Origin of the sequence: Bartonella bovis 91-4, from assembly GCF_000384965.1 — a bacterium.
GTDB lineage: Bacteria > Pseudomonadota > Alphaproteobacteria > Rhizobiales > Rhizobiaceae > Bartonella > Bartonella bovis.
This window is the reverse complement of sequence record NZ_CM001844.1, coordinates 1,153,154-1,170,666: the sequence shown is the minus strand read 5'-3', so window position 1 is coordinate 1,170,666 and position 17,513 is coordinate 1,153,154. Positions and strand designations below refer to the sequence as shown.

At 36.5% G+C, this 17,513-nt stretch carries 13 protein-coding genes and 1 pseudogene; 7 read left to right on the top strand and 7 right to left on the bottom strand.

The genetic code is table 11. The features are described 5' to 3' along the window. From rsmI to BBBE_RS05100, 3 genes are all read right to left on the bottom strand, one after another. Window positions 1-888, bottom strand: coding sequence for a 16S rRNA (cytidine(1402)-2'-O)-methyltransferase (gene rsmI, locus BBBE_RS05110; protein WP_010701487.1), 888 nt, complete (start codon window positions 886-888; stop codon window positions 1-3). 48 nt (window positions 889-936) lie between these two features. Then, window positions 937-1,638, bottom strand: coding sequence for an orotidine-5'-phosphate decarboxylase (gene pyrF, locus BBBE_RS05105; RefSeq protein ID WP_010701486.1), 702 nt, complete (start codon window positions 1,636-1,638; stop codon window positions 937-939). 65 nt (window positions 1,639-1,703) lie between these two features. Next, the gene (locus tag BBBE_RS05100) at window positions 1,704-2,798 is read right to left on the bottom strand and encodes an Mrp/NBP35 family ATP-binding protein (RefSeq protein WP_010701485.1); all 1,095 of its coding nucleotides are present in this window, start codon (window positions 2,796-2,798) and stop codon (window positions 1,704-1,706) included. Between the two features lie 517 nt (window positions 2,799-3,315). On the opposite strand from BBBE_RS05100, the gene BBBE_RS05095 reads away from it, so the two are divergent. After that, window positions 3,316-4,461, top strand: coding sequence for a flagellin N-terminal helical domain-containing protein (locus BBBE_RS05095; protein WP_010701484.1), 1,146 nt, complete (start codon window positions 3,316-3,318; stop codon window positions 4,459-4,461). Between the two features lie 267 nt (window positions 4,462-4,728). Here BBBE_RS05095 and BBBE_RS05090 read toward each other — a convergent pair whose 3' ends face one another. The 3 genes from BBBE_RS05090 to BBBE_RS05080 are packed head-to-tail and all read right to left on the bottom strand — an operon-like array spanning window position 4,729 to window position 8,117. Beyond that, complete coding sequence (locus BBBE_RS05090) at window positions 4,729-6,390, bottom strand: electron transfer flavoprotein-ubiquinone oxidoreductase (RefSeq protein ID WP_010701483.1); 1,662 nt, start codon at window positions 6,388-6,390, stop codon at window positions 4,729-4,731. Further along, window positions 6,387-7,319, bottom strand: coding sequence for an electron transfer flavoprotein subunit alpha/FixB family protein (locus tag BBBE_RS05085; protein ID WP_010701482.1), 933 nt, complete (start codon window positions 7,317-7,319; stop codon window positions 6,387-6,389). Before BBBE_RS05085 ends, BBBE_RS05090 begins: the two co-directional genes overlap by 4 nt. A gap of 51 nt (window positions 7,320-7,370) precedes the next feature. Next, entirely contained in the window at window positions 7,371-8,117 is a 747-nt protein-coding gene (locus BBBE_RS05080) for an electron transfer flavoprotein subunit beta/FixA family protein (protein ID WP_010701481.1), read from the bottom strand. 314 nt (window positions 8,118-8,431) lie between these two features. Here BBBE_RS05080 and BBBE_RS05075 point away from each other — a divergent pair, with 314 nt between their 5' ends. Beyond that, window positions 8,432-8,860, top strand: a complete 429-nt coding sequence (locus BBBE_RS05075; protein ID WP_051093577.1) for a hypothetical protein — start codon at window positions 8,432-8,434, stop codon at window positions 8,858-8,860. 296 nt (window positions 8,861-9,156) lie between these two features. Here the strand turns inward: BBBE_RS05075 and BBBE_RS05070 are convergent, their stop codons facing one another. Further along, window positions 9,157-9,438: a DUF6460 domain-containing protein gene (locus tag BBBE_RS05070; RefSeq protein WP_010701480.1), complete on the bottom strand. Its 282-nt coding sequence runs from the start codon at window positions 9,436-9,438 to the stop codon at window positions 9,157-9,159. 383 nt (window positions 9,439-9,821) lie between these two features. Between BBBE_RS05070 and xseA the strand changes: the two genes are divergently transcribed. From xseA to BBBE_RS05045, 5 genes and pseudogenes are all read left to right on the top strand, one after another. Next, complete coding sequence (gene xseA, locus BBBE_RS05065; RefSeq protein WP_010701479.1) at window positions 9,822-11,237, top strand: exodeoxyribonuclease VII large subunit; 1,416 nt, start codon at window positions 9,822-9,824, stop codon at window positions 11,235-11,237. Beyond that, window positions 11,215-11,841: a DNA-3-methyladenine glycosylase I gene (locus BBBE_RS05060; protein ID WP_010701478.1), complete on the top strand. Its 627-nt coding sequence runs from the start codon at window positions 11,215-11,217 to the stop codon at window positions 11,839-11,841. Before xseA ends, BBBE_RS05060 begins: the two co-directional genes overlap by 23 nt. An 886-nt stretch (window positions 11,842-12,727) precedes the next feature. Then, window positions 12,728-14,351, top strand: a pseudogene (locus BBBE_RS05055) (ABC transporter substrate-binding protein). A 369-nt stretch (window positions 14,352-14,720) separates the two neighbouring features. Next, a complete protein-coding gene (locus BBBE_RS05050; protein ID WP_010701476.1) occupies window positions 14,721-16,322 on the top strand; it encodes an ABC transporter substrate-binding protein in 1,602 nt (533 codons plus the stop codon). Between the two features lie 116 nt (window positions 16,323-16,438). Next, entirely contained in the window at window positions 16,439-17,512 is a 1,074-nt protein-coding gene (locus BBBE_RS05045; RefSeq protein ID WP_010701475.1) for an ABC transporter permease, read from the top strand. Window position 17,513: the final 1 nt, after the last annotated feature.

Sequence of the window (17,513 nt, the reverse complement as noted above, 5' to 3'; positions counted from 1 at the left end):
TTATCTCTCCTTTAAAAGGGTTGATCGTTGAAAAAGTTCTTGTTTTTTTAAGCCTGTTTTCTTTGCAACTAAAGCAGCTGCTTTTGCTGTAGGATATATACTGAGCAATTCTAGTAACATCGCATCGATTTCTTGAGTACTCATTTTTTCTAAAGATATTGTTGCTTCTCCAACGAGTATAACAATTTCCCCACGGACACGAGTTTGTTTTCCATATTTTTCAACCAAATCTCCTAAATTGGAGACATCTATTGTTTCAAATTTTTTTGTTAATTCACGACATATTGCAGCTGACCGGTTAGCTGTGAAAATGGTAATCATGTCTTGCAAAGTTTCTACAAGACGATGAGGCGATTCATAAAACACTAAGGTCGTAGGTATCGATTTTAATTGTTCCAATCGCTTTTGGCGCTGCGTTTTCTTCGCGCTCAAAAAACCTGCAAAGAAAAAACTATCTGTAGGAAACCCTGTTGTTACAATAGAAGCTAAAAGAGCTGATGCACCGGGAATTGGAATGATTTTGTAGCCAGCTTTACGCGCCTCTTTGACTAATTTAAATCCTGGATCTGAAATAAGTGGTGTTCCAGCGTCTGATACAAGAGCCACTGTTTTATTTTCTGCCAAAGCCGCTAATAATTTCACGCCTGCTTTTTGTGCATTATGCTCATGATAAAGAAAGGTTTTTTTCTGAATACCATAGTGTTCTAACAGAACACGTGTTACCCGGGTATCTTCACAAGCTAAAATATCGACCTCTGCAAGCACTTGCAAGGCACGAATAGTTATATCTGCAAGATTTCCGATAGGTGTTGCTACCAAATAAAGCGCTGGTTCTATAACTGGTGCACAAAAAGCATGAGAGCCTATAAAATATACATTTTTACTCATACTCTTTTACATATCCAATGCTTTCTCTATAAAACTTTAGCAATAACCTCATGAACAATCACCAGACATTTCTGCCAAAATTTTCTTTGTCACAATCAAAGGGTCAACAGCTTGAATAATAGGCCGCGCCACAACAAGATGACTTGCGCCAGTGTCTAATGCTTTTCTTGGTGTCATAACCCGTTTTTGATCATTCCTATCACTTCCTGTAGGACGAATCCCTGGTGTTACTAATGCCATATCAGTTCCAATCACTCTGCGCAAAGCTTCTGCTTCAAGCGCAGAGGCAACAATGCCACCCATCCCTGCTTCTCGTGCTTGCTCAGCTCTTTTAAGAACTAATTTTTGAGGATTGTCTTTATAGCCAGCATTTTTTAAATCGACCTCATCCATTGACGTTAAAACTGTCACTCCCAGCAAGCATAAATCACTTCCTTTAGCGACTGTAACAGCTGCTTTCATTGCTGTTGGATATGCATGAATTGTCAGCATTGAAACACCTAATTTTGCAATATTTTCCACAGCTCTAGCAACGGTATGATCAATATCTAACAATTTCATATCAAAAAACACTTTTTTGTGTGCTTGAATAAGATCTTTGGCTAATTCCATTCCGCCAGAAAAAAATAACTGATAACCGATTTTATACCAGCTGACATAATCACCCAATTGCATGATCAATTTTTCTGCTTGTTTAATATCCGGAACGTCTAATCCCACAATTAAGCGTTCACGCATCATAGTTACCATTAAAACACTCCACGATATTTTTAATTACTTTATTTTAGGAGAGATTTTACTCAAAAAGTATGAAATTAAGAGAATCTGTCTTTTATCTGATGAACAATTGCACGGTAAAGTTTGGCATGACTACCCTCCGGTTCAGCAACAAAAATTGGCATTCCATTATCTGAAGAAGATCGAAAAGTTGCGTCAAGCGGCACTTCTGTCAAGAAGGGAATACCCCGGCTTTCTGCTTCCCTACGCACAGTACCATGACCAAAAATATCATAACGTTTTCCCGTGTCAGGCGCAATAAAATAGCTCATATTTTCAATAAGCCCCAGAATGTGGACTTTAACTTTCGTAAACATTTCCACAGCTTTGCGTGCATCAACTAAAGCAAGATCTTGTGGAGTAGAAACAATCAGAGCACCCGTTAACGGTACTTGTTGAGCTAATGTTAATTGTGCATCCCCTGTTCCCGGTGGCATATCAACCACCAAAACATCGAGAGGACTCCATAAAACATCTCTTAGTAGTTGCGTTATAGCTGCCATCACCATAGGACCACGCCACACAATTGGTTTTTCTTCTTCGACTAAAAAGCCTATTGACATTAATTTAAGGCCAAACTGTTCAAGAGGTTGAATTTTTTTGCCCTCAACCAATTGTGGTTTTTGATTTACGAGCCCTGTCAAACGTGGCAGAGACGGACCATAAATATCCGCATCCATCAAACCCGTTTTAAAACCAGCTTCCTGTAAAGCTAAAGCAATATTTATCGCCATTGTGGATTTACCAACTCCTCCCTTTCCAGAAGCAACAGCAACGATATGCTGTACATTTTCTATCGGTATTTTCGTAGGCAATGTATTCGCTTTACGTTTTTGCGTGGAGAAAACTGCACTTTTGTGCGTTTGAAAAAATGTTGGTGATTGTTTTTCTTCCGTTAGTGTGACGACAACTTCTTCAACCCCATCCATAGCATGCACTACTTTTTCAGCAGCGCGGCGTAATGGTTCTAATTCTTGCGCACGTTCACGAGGAACTGTAATGGAAAAGAAAACCTTACTACCTTTAATAAATATTTCTGAAAGCAACCCTAGCGATACAATATCGCTCTCAAAATCTGGTCCTTTAACTTTACGCAGTTCTTCACGGATAGCTTCACGTGTGACAGGGACCACACTCTTTCCTCTCTATATAGATGCATAGATAATGCAGCAATAAAGAGAAAAAACATTCACGTCAATCACCTTAATACTTTCTAAAAGCTTTAAGTACCAGTGCAGCATATTGCATCTCTTTTAAAACACTAATCCAAAGTACAAAATCAATCTTACATAAAAAATCTAAAATACAAAATTTTGAATTTGTAGTCTATTTTAATTTATGAGAGTTTATTTTTTCTTTTGTGAATTGAGTAATGCAATTATGCTAAACAGTAAGATATATATCTTATTTGAATAATGCTATATAGATGCAAAATTAAGATCTAAATCAATAACCATAAATCTGTTTGAGAACAAAAAATTGAAGTTTCATCCACATCTTAAAAAAGATACTTGATCAATATTTTTTTTGTTTGATAACCTACAAAGGGTGATAAGCTATATCACATATTTGGCAGACGTAATGTCGTTCTATCATTGGCTGTAAAGCAGCATGTCCCTTTTTAATTATTTTCGTTATAGGGACTAGATTATGGGTTCAAGTATACTTACCAATAGATCTGCAATGACTGCATTGCAGACACTTCGTAGCGTCGATGCTAATTTAGATAAATCAAAAGACCGTATTTCAACAGGTTTGCGTATTAGCAGTGCCGCTGATAATACAGCTTACTGGTCCATTTCATCGATGATGAAACACGACAGTAATTCAATGAGTGCTATTGTTGATGCCATTAACTTGGGTAAAGAACAGGTGAGCATTGCTGCTACGGCTGTTGACTTAACCAAAGAAGCACTTGATGATATGCAAAAATCAATGGTTACTACTCATGAAAAGGATAGTAGTGACATTGCTAAACTGCAAGATTCAATGAAAGCAAATATGACAAATATTTCGAATGCGGTTCAGTCTGCTTCGTTTGGTGGCAAAAACATGCTTTCCAATGGTGGTCAAACTGTTAGTGTAGCTGCGGGTTATCGTCGTGAAGGTACAGCTGTCTATGTTGATATGATTGAAGTCGGTGGTCCAGAGTTGAATTTTGGGGTCCTTGGTGAAGATGGCACCATTGATATGTCAAAAAGTGTTTTGCAGAACATTTTCAAAACAGGTACGACTACGAAGTTTGATGAAGCTGTTAAAAATTTCGATAAAGCAGAAGAAACTTACAGGAAATTAGAAGCTGATGTTGCAGAAGCAAAAGCTGCACTGGCTGCTAATCCTGGAGGTAAAGAGGAACAGCAAGCACTAACAAAAGCTCAGCAAGCTCTAACAGCTGGTGAAAAGCCATGGAGTGAAGCAAAAGCTGCTTTTAAAAAAGTAACCGATGAGATTTCCGTAGCTGATTTTACTGAAATGTTTGGGGTTAGTGAATTATCTTCAGAGGCACAACGTATCCTTCTGGGTAGTCTCCATAATACAGTGCGTGATGCAGTTGAGAATACTCTTACTGCGGGTGCTAAGATTGGTGCTGCAGTTAACTTAGTGAACATCCAGCTCGACTTTGTTAAAAGATTGCTAGACAATGTTGATGCAGGGATTGGTTCAATGATTGATGCTGACATGAATGCAGAATCTACAAAGTTGTCTGCTTTGCAAGTTCAGCAACAGCTTGCTATTCAGGCTCTTTCTATTGCAAATCAAGGTAGTCAGAATATCTTAGTTTTGTTCCGTAATTAATTCCGTAGAGTTTTTACGTGAAAAAAGGCTACGCATCGCGTGGCCTTTTTTATTAACTCCTCAAATAATAAAATATTAATTAGTTTACTCGATAAGGGAAGTGTAATGTGGTTGAGCGTGTATTAGGGCATAATCTCAGATATATTTTATCTTTTGAAAGAACAATGTGCCTTGGCGATGTAACCGGAATATCGGAATTTTATCTGAATGAAAATTGTATTATTTATTAAAATTTTCCATTTTTTCAGAGAAATAATGCAATGTTAATTACATATTTGCGTAAAAAGGCCCTTCATTACCTTGCGGACAAGTCCAATTGATATTTTGGTTAGGGTCTTTAATATCACATGTTTTGCAATGGATGCAGTTTGAGGCGTTAATTATATAAATTTTATGATCATTGTGATCTAGCCATTCATAAACACAAGCAGGACAATAGCGTGTAGAAGGTCCTGCATAGATTGCATATTCAGAGTTCTTATGTTTTTCCAGAGAGGCTATTTTTAAATGGCAAGGTTGATTTTCCGTATGATGTGTGTTGGAAAGTGCTACACTGGAAGGACAATCGAATGTCACAATGCCATCTGGCTTTGGATAAATGATAGGTTCAAATTTTTCTGCTGGTTCCAGATACGCATAGTCTGGCTTTCCATGAGGGAGTGTTCTAAATAAGGAAAAGCCAAAAATCTTTTGCCACCATATATCAAATACAGCAAGCTTAATTCCGTATTTTGTACCATATTTTGCCCAGAGAGGCTTAGCATTACGTGATATATAAAGATCTTTTCCAATAGGACCTTTGCGCCAATGATCTTCGATCTCTTTGACTTCATCATGGGCACGACCTTGAACAAGAGCGTCAGCTATTTTGTCAGCTGCTAATATACCGGATAATACGGCATTATGTGAGCCCTTAATACGGGGTACATTGACAAAGCCAGCAGAACATCCAATGAGTGCACCACCGGGAAAGGTGAGTTTTGGTACAGATTGCCAGCCGCCTTCGCTGATAACACGTGCACCATAGGCAAGACGTTTTGCACCTTTAAAGAGCTCGTATAGTTTGGGGTGTGTTTTGAAGCGTTGAAATTCTTCAAAAGGAGAAAGATAAGGATTTTTATAATCTAGGTGCACAACAAGACCAACGGAAATTAAATTGTCTTCTTGATGATAGAGAAAACCTCCACCACCAGTGTTATTATCCAATGGCCAACCGATGAAATGCTGAACTAAACCAGGTTTATGCTTTGAAGAGTCAACTTTCCAGAGCTCTTTAAGACCAAGGCCAAATTTTTGTGGTTCACGGTTCTTGCTAAGATCAAATTTTTGTATGAGTTGTTTAGCAATTGAACCACGCGCTCCTTCTGCAATGAGGGTATATTTTGCTAGTAAAGCCATGCCAGGAATATAATTTTTTCCAGGTGTTCCCTCTTTTTCAATACCCATATCACCTGTGAGTACACCAATAACAGCTCCATTATCATCATAAAGAACACGGGATATGGAAAATCCGGGATAAATTTCCACGCCAAGTGCTTCGGCTTTTTTACTTAACCAGCGGCAAACACTACCCAATGAAACGATATAACAACCATCATTTGATAAGATTTTTGGCAGAAAGGCATTAGACAATATTTTAGCGTTCTTTTGTTTTAGCAGTAAAAATTGATCGCTAGTGACAGGCGTTTTGAAGGGATGATTTGGTTCATTTTGCCATTCTGGTAAGAGTGTATTTATGCCGACAGGGTCAACCACTGCACCTGATAGAATATGAGCACCGATTTCATTGCTTTTTTCAAGGATTATAATGGAAAGTTTAGGATTGTTCTGTTTTAGACGAATTGCGGCAGAAAGGCCTGCAGGTCCTGCTCCTACAATTACTACATCAAATTCCATACTTTCACGTTGGTGATATGTAGGTATATTCATAGTAAGGCTTTCTTTAATTCAGGAATGATGTGGTGAAGATCACCGACAAGAGCGTAATCAGCAATATGCATGATGGGGGCTTCTTCGTCTTTATTAATAGCTACGATGATTTGTGCATCCATTATCCCTGCTAGATGCTGAATGGCACCAGAGATACCTATGGCAATATAGAGTTTAGGTGCAACGATTTTTCCTGTTTGTCCAATTTGCCAATCATTTGGAGCATATCCCGCATCAACTGCTGCACGACTGGCACCCACCGCAGCCCCTAGTTTGTTTGCGAGTGGTAGAAGTAGTTCCATAAATTTCTCTTGCGAGCCAAATCCACGTCCACCTGCTACGATAACTCGTGCTGATGTAAGGTTAGGACAGTCACTTTTGTTGGTTTCTTCTTTTATGAAAAAAGAAAGGTTTGGGTTAGGGGCTGGTGTTATTGTTTTAATGGGAGCGGAATTTCCTTGAGGAGTTGGAGCAAAAGAGGCCGTGCGCACTGTTATAATCTTTTGGTGGTCATTAGCACGCACAGTTTCAATAGCATTACCTGCGTAGATTGGTCGTTTGAAAATATCAGGTGCGACGACGGCAATGATGTCTGAAATTTGCATAAGGTCAAGAGAAGCAGCCACGCGTGGCATTACACTTTTGCCAATACTTGTAGAGGCTGCCATGATTACATCATAGTTATTGGCGAGTTCGATAATGGTTGCTGTTACAGGTTCGGCTAGTTGATGCTCTAGATAGTCAGCTTCAGCAACAAGTACTTGTCGAACACCGACCAATTGGGCACTATTTTCTGCAATCGCTTGAGCCTTTATTCCACAGACCAAAATATCAACATCACCACCAATTAAGTGAGCGGCAGTGAGTGCTTTTGCAGTTTCTTCTGACAAGGAATGGTTATTATGTTCGGCCAATAAAAGAATTGACATAAGTTACTGCCTTTTTATGCATTATTACTTTTTTATATCTATTATTGTATTTTAAATACAACTTGTTTTTTTGAGCGTACTAACAAGCTCTGCTACATTTGCTACTTTAATTCCTGCTTGACGGGATTGAGGCTCTTCAATGTTAAGTACTGTTAAACGTGCTCGCGTATCTACGCATAAATCAGCAAGCGCCTTTTGTTCAATAGGTTTCTTTTTAGCTTTTATAATATTAGGAAGAGAAGTATAACGCGGTTCATTTAATCGCAGATCAGTAGTCATAACAACAGGAAGAGGTAAGCAAATGGTTTGCGTGCCACCATCTACTTCACGAGTAATAATAGCTTGGTGATCTTCTATGTTGAGGTGTGAAGCAAATGTTGCTTGCCCCCAACCAAGTAGAGCTGCTAGCATTTGACCAGTTTGATTACTTTCATCATCAATTGCTTGTTTGCCTAAAAAAACCATATTTGGTTTTTCTTCAAGAATAATTGTTTTAAGAATTTTGGCGATTGCTAAAGGCTCAAGTACTTCTTCAGTTTTAACAAGGATAGCACGATCAGCACCTATTGCAAGTCCTGCTCGTAAAGTTTCTTGTGCTTCTTCTGGCCCAATTGAAACAAGAACAACTTCTGAAATTTTACCGGCTTCTCTTTGCCGAATAGCTTCTTCTACAGCGATTTCATCAAAAGGGTTCATAGACATTTTTACATGGGATAGATCAACGCCTGTGCCATCGGGTTTAACACGTATTTTGATGTTATGATCAACAACACGTTTGACAGCGACAATTATTTTCATAATGATCCTCTTTAATTTATACAGTCACTATTTTATAATAATAACCACAAGAAGCCAAATCATTTAGGATTTTGAGTTTAAAAAAACATTGCTATAAAGATATGAGTCTTTGGTCAATGATAACAACAGGTCAATTAAGTGTTGTGTTAGATATTAAATAAGGTGAGAATTAATAGCATTTCCGTTAATTTTGTTTTTATATCATTATTTTCAATTTATTTTATCGTTTTAAAGCTCTATTTACTAAAATGAGCCACACTCTCTGTTATGAATATGATTGCTTGAAAAAGATAAAAAGGGATGCATCTGTGAATATGAAACGTCATGTTATAAATCCGGTTGCACATAATCAATTTTCTACTTTTGTTGTTGAACAAAAACAGAAAACGAAAAAACATGCTGAGATAACTATATCTGATATTGCTACTAAGTTGCGCTATGTTTACACACAAATGCAAATAAAAAAAATGCCCAATCATTTAATTATGCAAAGCTTTGTAGATAATAGTATTAAGTCTTATTTAGATACAATTAGCCGAGCAATTTTAGCTGAGCATTCTGCACGTGATCAAGCGCAAAAAAAATTGTTTGAACGCTTGGAACAGATAGAAAAGCTTGTTCAAAAACTTCTTCATGAAAAGAACAGTTCACAAGAAATTGTCATGAAGCGGTATGTTCCTCGTGCACAATCAATTGATTCTGTTGTGCATCGTCTTGCTCATATGACATATGAAGATAATTAAATGTTTAGGCATTAAGAGGAATTATTTTTTTGAGAAAAAGGTCAATTTAATTCACTTCAACAAAGTAATTTTAGTTCTTTGCCGATAAAAGCTGTGGAACATTTCTTTATAAGCTTTATAAGATTGTGTAAGTTTTTTTGGAAAAAGGAAGTCTTTATGAAGCTCAAATTATCAATTGTGTAATTAAAACGTCTTAGTCATGTGCTTTTTTCAAAAAAATCTCTGAGATTTTCTTTTTCTACCGTTACAGAACTTTTATGGAAATTTGGTTTTAAAAGAGAGCGTTTTTAAAAGCTTTATTTTCTACGGAAAATACGTAAAAAAAGAAAAACAGGCATAACAATTAAAGCACCAGCAAAGGTCACATGGAAGAGGTTTACAAAAGTCATAAATCCTGTTTCCCATAGAGATTGAAGGAAATCTATTATTTCCCAAATAAGATCAATCGGTGTCCATCCTAGGATATTTATTGCAATTCCAGTAAAAAATGAAAGGGTAAGTAATTTTATAGTAACACGCCCTGGTGTGTCACCAAGAAATGAATGACAAGAATTGTGTGTATTTTTTTTATTTTTCATTTTTATATGACTTCAAATATACTAAACTATGCGCGTAGTTGATATACACATAATGGGGAAGAAAAACGGATTTTATCGTTATTTGTTTACTCGTCGTTTTTTAGGTTTTGCTTTCAAATTTTACACCTTTAAATATTCGTGTAATATTTGTTCTATTTTTTTGAAATACACTCATATTTTATTGACAATACTTACCAATATTTTCACCTCTTGGATAAAGAAGCATTTATCAATATAATATATTGCGGAAACGTTAATATGTTGTACATACAATATAATTTCAAGAGATTCTATTTATAAAGATATTATTCATCTTCATAAAGATGTATTTGTGTTACAGTTTGGGATGAGTGTTTTTAAGGTTAAGCGAGTTGAAAAATACGATGGATTTATTTAGTCCACAGCCGGTGGCAACGAATATAGCAGAATTTAGTGTTTCCGAAATAGCAAATGCTTTAAAACGCACTGTTGAAGATAAGTTTGGTTATGTACGGGTGCGAGGGGAAATATCTGGCTATCGTGGTGTTCATGCTTCAGGTCATGCTTATTTTGCCTTAAAGGATGATAAAGCTCGGTTGGAGGCTGTTATTTGGCGAGGCTCAATGGAAAAGCTTAAATTTCCTCCTGAAGAAGGGATGGAAGTGATCGCTGTAGGCAAACTTACTACTTATCCAGGTTCATCAAAATATCAAATAGTCATTGATGCTCTTGAGCTAACAGGGGTTGGTGCTTTAATGACACTTTTAGAAAATCGTAAGAAAAAGCTTGCAGATGAGGGCTTGTTTGATGAATCAAAAAAGAAGCCGTTGCCTTATATGCCCCAAGTTATAGGGGTTGTGACATCACCGACAGGAGCTGTTATTCATGATATCATTCATCGTATATCAGATCGTTTTCCTTTGCATATTTTGGTTTGGCCTGTAAGAGTTCAAGGAGAAACGAGTGGTCGGGAGGTAGCTTCTGCTATTGAGGGGTTTAATGCTCTACCTTTAGGTGGTGTTTTAGTTAAGCCTGATCTTATTATTGTAGCACGCGGGGGAGGGAGTTTAGAAGATTTATGGGAGTTTAATGATGAAGCGGTGGTTCGTGCTGTTTATGCATCAATTATTCCTGTTATTTCTGCAGTTGGGCACGAGACAGACTGGACTTTGATTGACTATGTTGCTGATTGGCGGGCACCAACCCCTACAGGAGCAGCAGAAAAAGCTGTTCCTGTTAAACTTGACCTTGAAGTGCAATTGGCATCACTTAGTGCACGTCTTTGTACGGGGTTGACACGTTATTTTAATTTTCATCTACAAAAATTACGTGCTATTTCACGGGGGTTGCTTACTGCCGACCAATTACTTGCTTTGCCGCGTCGTGGTTTTGATGAAATTTCAAGCCGATTGCAACGAGCTCTTTGTATAAGCTACGAAAAAAAACTTTTTTATTTTAGTGCTCTTAGTGTTCGGTTTTCTCCGCGTTTACTAAATAGCGAAAAAGCGCGATACAATGTAAAAGGGTATACGATACATCTTCGTCGTGCTTTTTTACGCAATGTTGAAAAACAACGTGCTCAAGCAGAGATGGCATTTAGGCTTTTAAAAAGCACTTCTTATCAGAATATTTTAGAGCGGGGTTTTGTTTTGGCATTGGGGCAAAATAATAAGCCGGTTAAGAGATTAACGCAGTTGCCTAAAATAGGTCAGATGAATTTACGTTTTTTTGATGGTGAAATTAGCGTTTCAACACTCAATCGTGTTTCAAAAAACAGACAGATAAAACAGCAAAAAGATGATCAAGGAACACTCTTATGACTCGATAGCTTCTGTACTTAATGAAGGACTTTTGATGGGGGTAGATGGAAAAGTTCGTTGTTTTTGGGCAGGAACTGACCCACTTTATTGCGCTTATCATGATCATGAATGGGGAAAGCCTATTTTTGATGATGCTCGTTTATTTGAGAAAATCTGTCTTGAAGGTTTTCAAGCAGGGCTTTCTTGGTTAACAATTTTAAAAAAAATTTCTCACTTTCGCAGTGCTTTTGATAACTTTGATTTTGAAAAGATCGTTTATTATGATGAAGTAAAAATCAAAATATTGATGCAAAATCAAGGCATTGTTCGTCATCATGGAAAAATCCGATCGGTGGTTAATAATGCTTTTAGGGCACAAGAAATTATAGCAGAGCAGGGTAGTTTATCTCACTATTTTTGGTCTTTTCAACCACCACAATCTGAGCGTCCCGAAAAAATAGATTTTCAAATATGGCAGAACAATCCCGTAACAGCCGCTTCTATTCGTCTTTCTACGGATTTAAAAAAACGTGGTTGGACATTTGTTGGTCCCACTACTTGTTATGCTTTTATGCAAGCAGTAGGGATAGTTAATGATCATCTTGAAGGGTGTTTTTGTCGGTAAATCTGCCAAGATTTATTTTAGCTAACCTATTTATTCTTTATTGTCAAAGGTCATGAAAGACCAAATAAGCTATCTAGAAGCCAATTAAAAAACTAACATAAGTTATATTGGGATTAATTATTGATATATTGGCACTTTAAATTGCGGCTTTATTGTATATTTGTTAATTGGGAAAATGCTTAAGTTTAGACAGGTTTCATCTTCTCTATTTTAGATTGAGTATCAGCGTTTATTGCTAGCAAAAATGTGAAGCAAATTATTTAGGTAGGCTTCAAATAATGTACGGGAATATTTTTATATTTTACCAATTGCTCAATTTACTCAAGATAATACAGCAAAGTAGATGTGCACCTTAAAATTAAATGTATAAGGGATGTGGTTATTTTCAGAAGTTTGTGCTCCTGTTTTTATAAAGGTTTGTGATGTGGGAGAAGTTGCTTTGCAAATTTTATATAATAATTTCATACATTGTCGATAACCTATGATAACCAGTTTAAGTTGAAATTATGGCTTATATTAGCTGTTAGAAAAGAGTGTTTTGGTACAAATATAAATCCACCATGTTAAATGTTTGAGAAAAATTTACAGGAATAGAAAAAACAGAATATTTATTTTTAAACGTGAGTTTATTTATAGCTCAGATTTTTATAGTTTCATTTTTAAATAATAATGTTGCAACTGTTATGTCTATTATAAAAAATGAGTTTAAAGTTAATATAACTATCTGTCTTTCAGATGCAGTTGGGTAATAAACTCAGTGAATAAAGAGGGGGATAACCGTCTAAAAGAATGTTTGCGTTATGTTTATTCAGTTTTTACTGATATAAACTTACCATTTTAGCTAGAATAGCTGATTTATAAAAGTAAGAGTTTAAAGGGAAGATCTATGAATATGAAAAAGAAGATATTAAAGGGGAGCTGTTCTTTTGTTTCTGTTCTTATGACTGTAGGCATGTTATCGCAACAAGTGTCAGCAAAAACACCTGCAGATACACTTGTGATGGCTTGGAATCTTGATGCGATCAGTACATTTGATCCAGCTCAAATCAATGATTCTTACAGTAGTGAAATTATTCACAACGTTTGTGATAGTTTGGTTGATACTGATCCAAATGATGCAACCAAAATGATTCCGCATTTAGCAAAGAGTTGGGATATTACAAGTGATCATAATACAGTGATTACTTTTCGTTTGCGTGATAATTTAAAGTTTGCTGATGGTCGGCTTGCCAGTGCTAGTGATCTTGTTTGGAGTATGAAACGTGTTATTCAGTTGAATATGGCTAATGCAGCAACACTTAATGAATATGGTATTACAGCGCAAACAGTTGATTCCGCTATTTACGCGCCGGATGAGAAAACTGTGGTAATGAAATTTGATAAGCCTTATCCAGCTGAACTTATTCTTAATAATATTGCTGCTAATCGTGTTACTGTATTGCTCGATCGTGAAACGATTATGAAACACGAAAAAGATAATGATATGGGAAACCGCTATTTAGCGACTCATGCTGCTTGTGTTGGGCCTTATCAGTTAGTCAGTTGGCGCCCTGGAGAAGCTATTTTACTACGTTCTCATTCCAATTATTGGGGGAAGGCACCTAAACTTAAACAAGTTCTCATTCGTCATGTTTCTGAATCGGGTACACAACGCTTATTGTTACAAAAAAACGATATTGATGTAGCGCGTGACTTAACGCCTGAAGCTTTGGAAGATCTTGAAAAAACAACAGATGTCAGGATTGAAAGAATATTACAGCCGGCAATGATGTATTGGGGTTTTAATATGACAAACCCTATTTTTGCTAATGAAAAAGTGCGTTTGGCTATGCGTTATCTTATTGATTATGACAATCTTGGTAAAACAGTTTTGAAAGGTATTGGTATTCCACGTGCTAGTTTTATACCTATCGGTGTTTTTGGTGCTTTGGATGAAAAAGAGGGGTTACCTTTCAAACTTGATATCCAAAAAGCTAAGCAGCTTTTAATCGATGCCGGGATATCCAGATGGGTTTGAAGCACATGTCATTGTGGGAGGGACTCCTTATACTTTACCGATTGTTCAGTCTATCCAAGATAATGCAGCAAAGGTGGGTGTGCGCCTTAAAATTGAACGTGTAGCGGGAGCACAATTGTTTTCAAAAGTTTCTGCACGTGCTTTTGATACAGCTTTTTTAGGATGGATTAATGAGTCCGCTGACCCTCATACGATGGCTTTGCGCATTGTTTATAACCCCGATAATCGTTTTGAAGCTAAAAATACAGCTTACCCTAGTTGGCAGCAAGGATATTTTGATGCGAATATGAATCAGCAAGTTGAAGATGCTCTATTTGAAAAGGATTTAGAAAAAAGAGCGCAACGATATGCTGAGTTGCAGCGTCAACTTATGCAAAAAGGGCCTTATGCTTTTTTATTTCAAAAATATAATACTGTAGCTGTTTCACCTGTTATAAAAAAATGGGTTTGGAATAGTATGCCGCGTGTTTTTTATAGTTCAATTGAGAAATAAGCGTATTTTAGGTAATAAAAATACAAAGGGTGAATAGTTATATTAGTAATGAGCAATAGCCCCTTGCATAAAATGGCTTAATTTACGATACTAAGCCGTAAGGGTAGCTCATTCATAAAAGTTCAATTTATGTGTATTTGATCAACATTGATAACACGTGGTAAGTAATATTACCCGGTACACTTGTTCCTATATTAGGTGTAATTTATAATTTTAGTTATGGGAAGAGATGTGAGGGTGTTTTTAAGTTTAAGTTAGATAATAAAGTAAGTGCGATATACCATGAAAAAAAGTAAATAAAGAAATCGTAATCACTTTATTTAAAAACAGTAAAACATCGAAAAAGGGAGTAAGGGGAATTAAAAGATAATGTTTAAGAGTTTTGGTGCTTTATTAGGATTAATCGTTTTTTTTAGCAGTTTAATGCCAATAGCATTAAGTGCACCACCTAAAAATACATTAGTGATGGCATGGAATATTGATTCAATCAGTAATTTTGATCCTGCTCAATCTGTTGAAATTGTAACAAGTGAATTATTGAGCAATATTTGTAGTTCTTTGGTGCAGTTTGATAAGCATGATTCTACGAAAATTCGTCCTGCTATGGCTCGATCTTGGGATGTTTTAGATGATGGGAAGAGAATTGTTTTCCATCTTCGTGATGATTTAAAGTTTAATGATGGAAGGGCGGCAACTGCGAAAGATCTTGCTTGGTCAATGCAGCGAATCATTAAATTAAATCTGGGTTTTTCTCAATCTTTGGGAGATTTTGGATTTACCAAAGAAAATATTGAAACGAGTATTCAAGCTCTTGATGATACAACTTTACAGTTAGACTTTGATAAGCCTTATCCTGTTCACCTTATATTGACTACAATTGGGCAAACTTATACTTCTGCTTTGCTTGACCGGAAAACACTTGAAATAAATAGTGTTAATGGTGATATGGGGAATAAGTATTTAGCTACTCGTTCAGCTTGTGTTGGTCCTTATAAATTGGTACGTTGGTTTCCTGGAGAGCGGGTTGTTTTACAAGCCACCCAATATTATTGGGGAGAGGCGCCAAAAATTAAACAAATCTTGGTGCTTCATGTGGCTGAATCAACAAGCCAAAGATTACTTTTGGAAAAGGGTGATGTAGATATAGCACGTGATCTTTCTGCGGAAGATGTTTTAGACATTGAAAAGCAAGGGGGGGATGTCAAGATTAATCGTATTTTGCGTCCACAATCTGTTTATCTATCGTTGAATAATAAGAGAGAAACTTTGGCTCATGAAAAGGTGAGGTTGGCGCTGCGTTATCTTGTTGATTATGACAATCTTGGGAAAACAGTTTTGAAAGGTATTGCAATTCCTCGTGCAAGCTATATGCCATTAGGTATGCCAGGTGCTTTGGATGAAAAAGAGGGAATGCCATTTGAGCTGGATTTAAGAAAGGCAAAACAGTTAATAAGTGAAGCCGGTTATCCAAATGGATTTAAAGCTAATCTTTTAATTGGTAGCCTTTCCTATATGTCATCTGTTGCACAGTCTATTCAGGAAAATGCACACAAAATTGGGATTGATCTTACAATTGAAAAAATGACACAAACTCAATTATTAAGCCGGGTTCGTGGGGGAAATTATGATATTGCTATAATGGGGTGGCATACAACAGTTCCCGATGGACATTTGTCTTCAATACGTCATGTTTTTAATCCTGATCCAACATTTACTCAAAAGCACAGCATGTATTTAGCTTGGCGGGCTGGCTATTATGATGTAAAAGTCAATAAAATGATAATGGATGCTTTATCTGAGAAAGATCAAGATAAACGCGTTGAACAATATCGCAATTTGCAGCGTTATGTTCTTTATCATGGTCCTATGGCTTATTTATTTCAGACCTATTATATCATTGGTATGGGGCCTGAGGTGAAAAAATGGTTTTGGAATAGTTTTGAGATTCGCTATAGTGAAGCAGAAAAATAAGTTGTAATTCTATTGCAAATAATGATCATTGGGTGTGTGAGTGCGATGTGTTTTACTGTATGGTTGGGAAAGATCGCAAAGCATAGATTTTTATAAATGTGTGGGGAACTACCATAATGGTTTTATCGGATTCAAAAGCTGATGTAACATTAGCACAAAAACAGAGAAATTTGCGTGTATGGCCTTTTTTCTTTAGGTTATTTAAGCTATTAATTTCGGTGTTAATTACATTATTTGGTTTAGTAACAATCACTTTTTTTATTGGACGTCTTTTACCTTTAGATCCTGTTATTGCTATCCTGGGTGATAATGTTAGTCAGGAAGCTTATGATACAATGTTCTATAAATTAGGTCTCGATCAGCCATTGATTATACAATATTGGAGTTATCTTCAAAATATTGTTCTTTTTAATTTTGGGGATGCTTTGACATCGGGGCGCCCTGTTTTGGAAGATATTTTACGTGTGTTTCCTGCAACGCTGGAGCTTGCAACGGTTGCTATTATTATTGGCACGAGTTTGGGTATTCCATTGGGGGTTTTTGCAGCAATGTATCGTAATTCATTTATTGATTATTTCGTTCGTATTTTTACATTGATAAGTTATTCGACACCAGCTTTTTGGCTTGGATTGATGGCATTATTGGTATTTTACGCTAAACTTGGTTGGATTGGTGGGCCAGGGCGTATTGATTTTCTTTATGAATATTCTTTTGAGCCCAAAACAGGTTTATTTCTTTGGGATTCTGCTGTGCAAGGTCAATGGGAAGTCTTTAGTAACGTTTTTAGTCACATTATTATGCCTGCCTTAATTCTAGCTTTTGGTGCTATGGCTTATATTAGCCGTATGACTCGTGGATTTATGATTGAACAGCTTAATCAGGAATATATTCTTACAGCACGTGTTAAAGGATTATCATGGGCTCGAACAGTTTGGGGGCATGCTTTTCGTAATTCTGCTGTTCAGATTATTACTGTAGTTGGCCTTTCTTATGCGTTTTTGTTGGAAGGTGCTGTGTTGACGGAAACAGTTTTCGCTTGGCCTGGTTTCGGGCGTTATTTAACTAATGCGCTTTTTGCAGGAGACATGAATGCAGTTATAGGTTGTACGCTACTTATAGGATGTTTTTTTGTCATTATTAATTTACTTTCTGATTTACTTTATCAGCTTTTTGATCCAAGGACACGTTGAA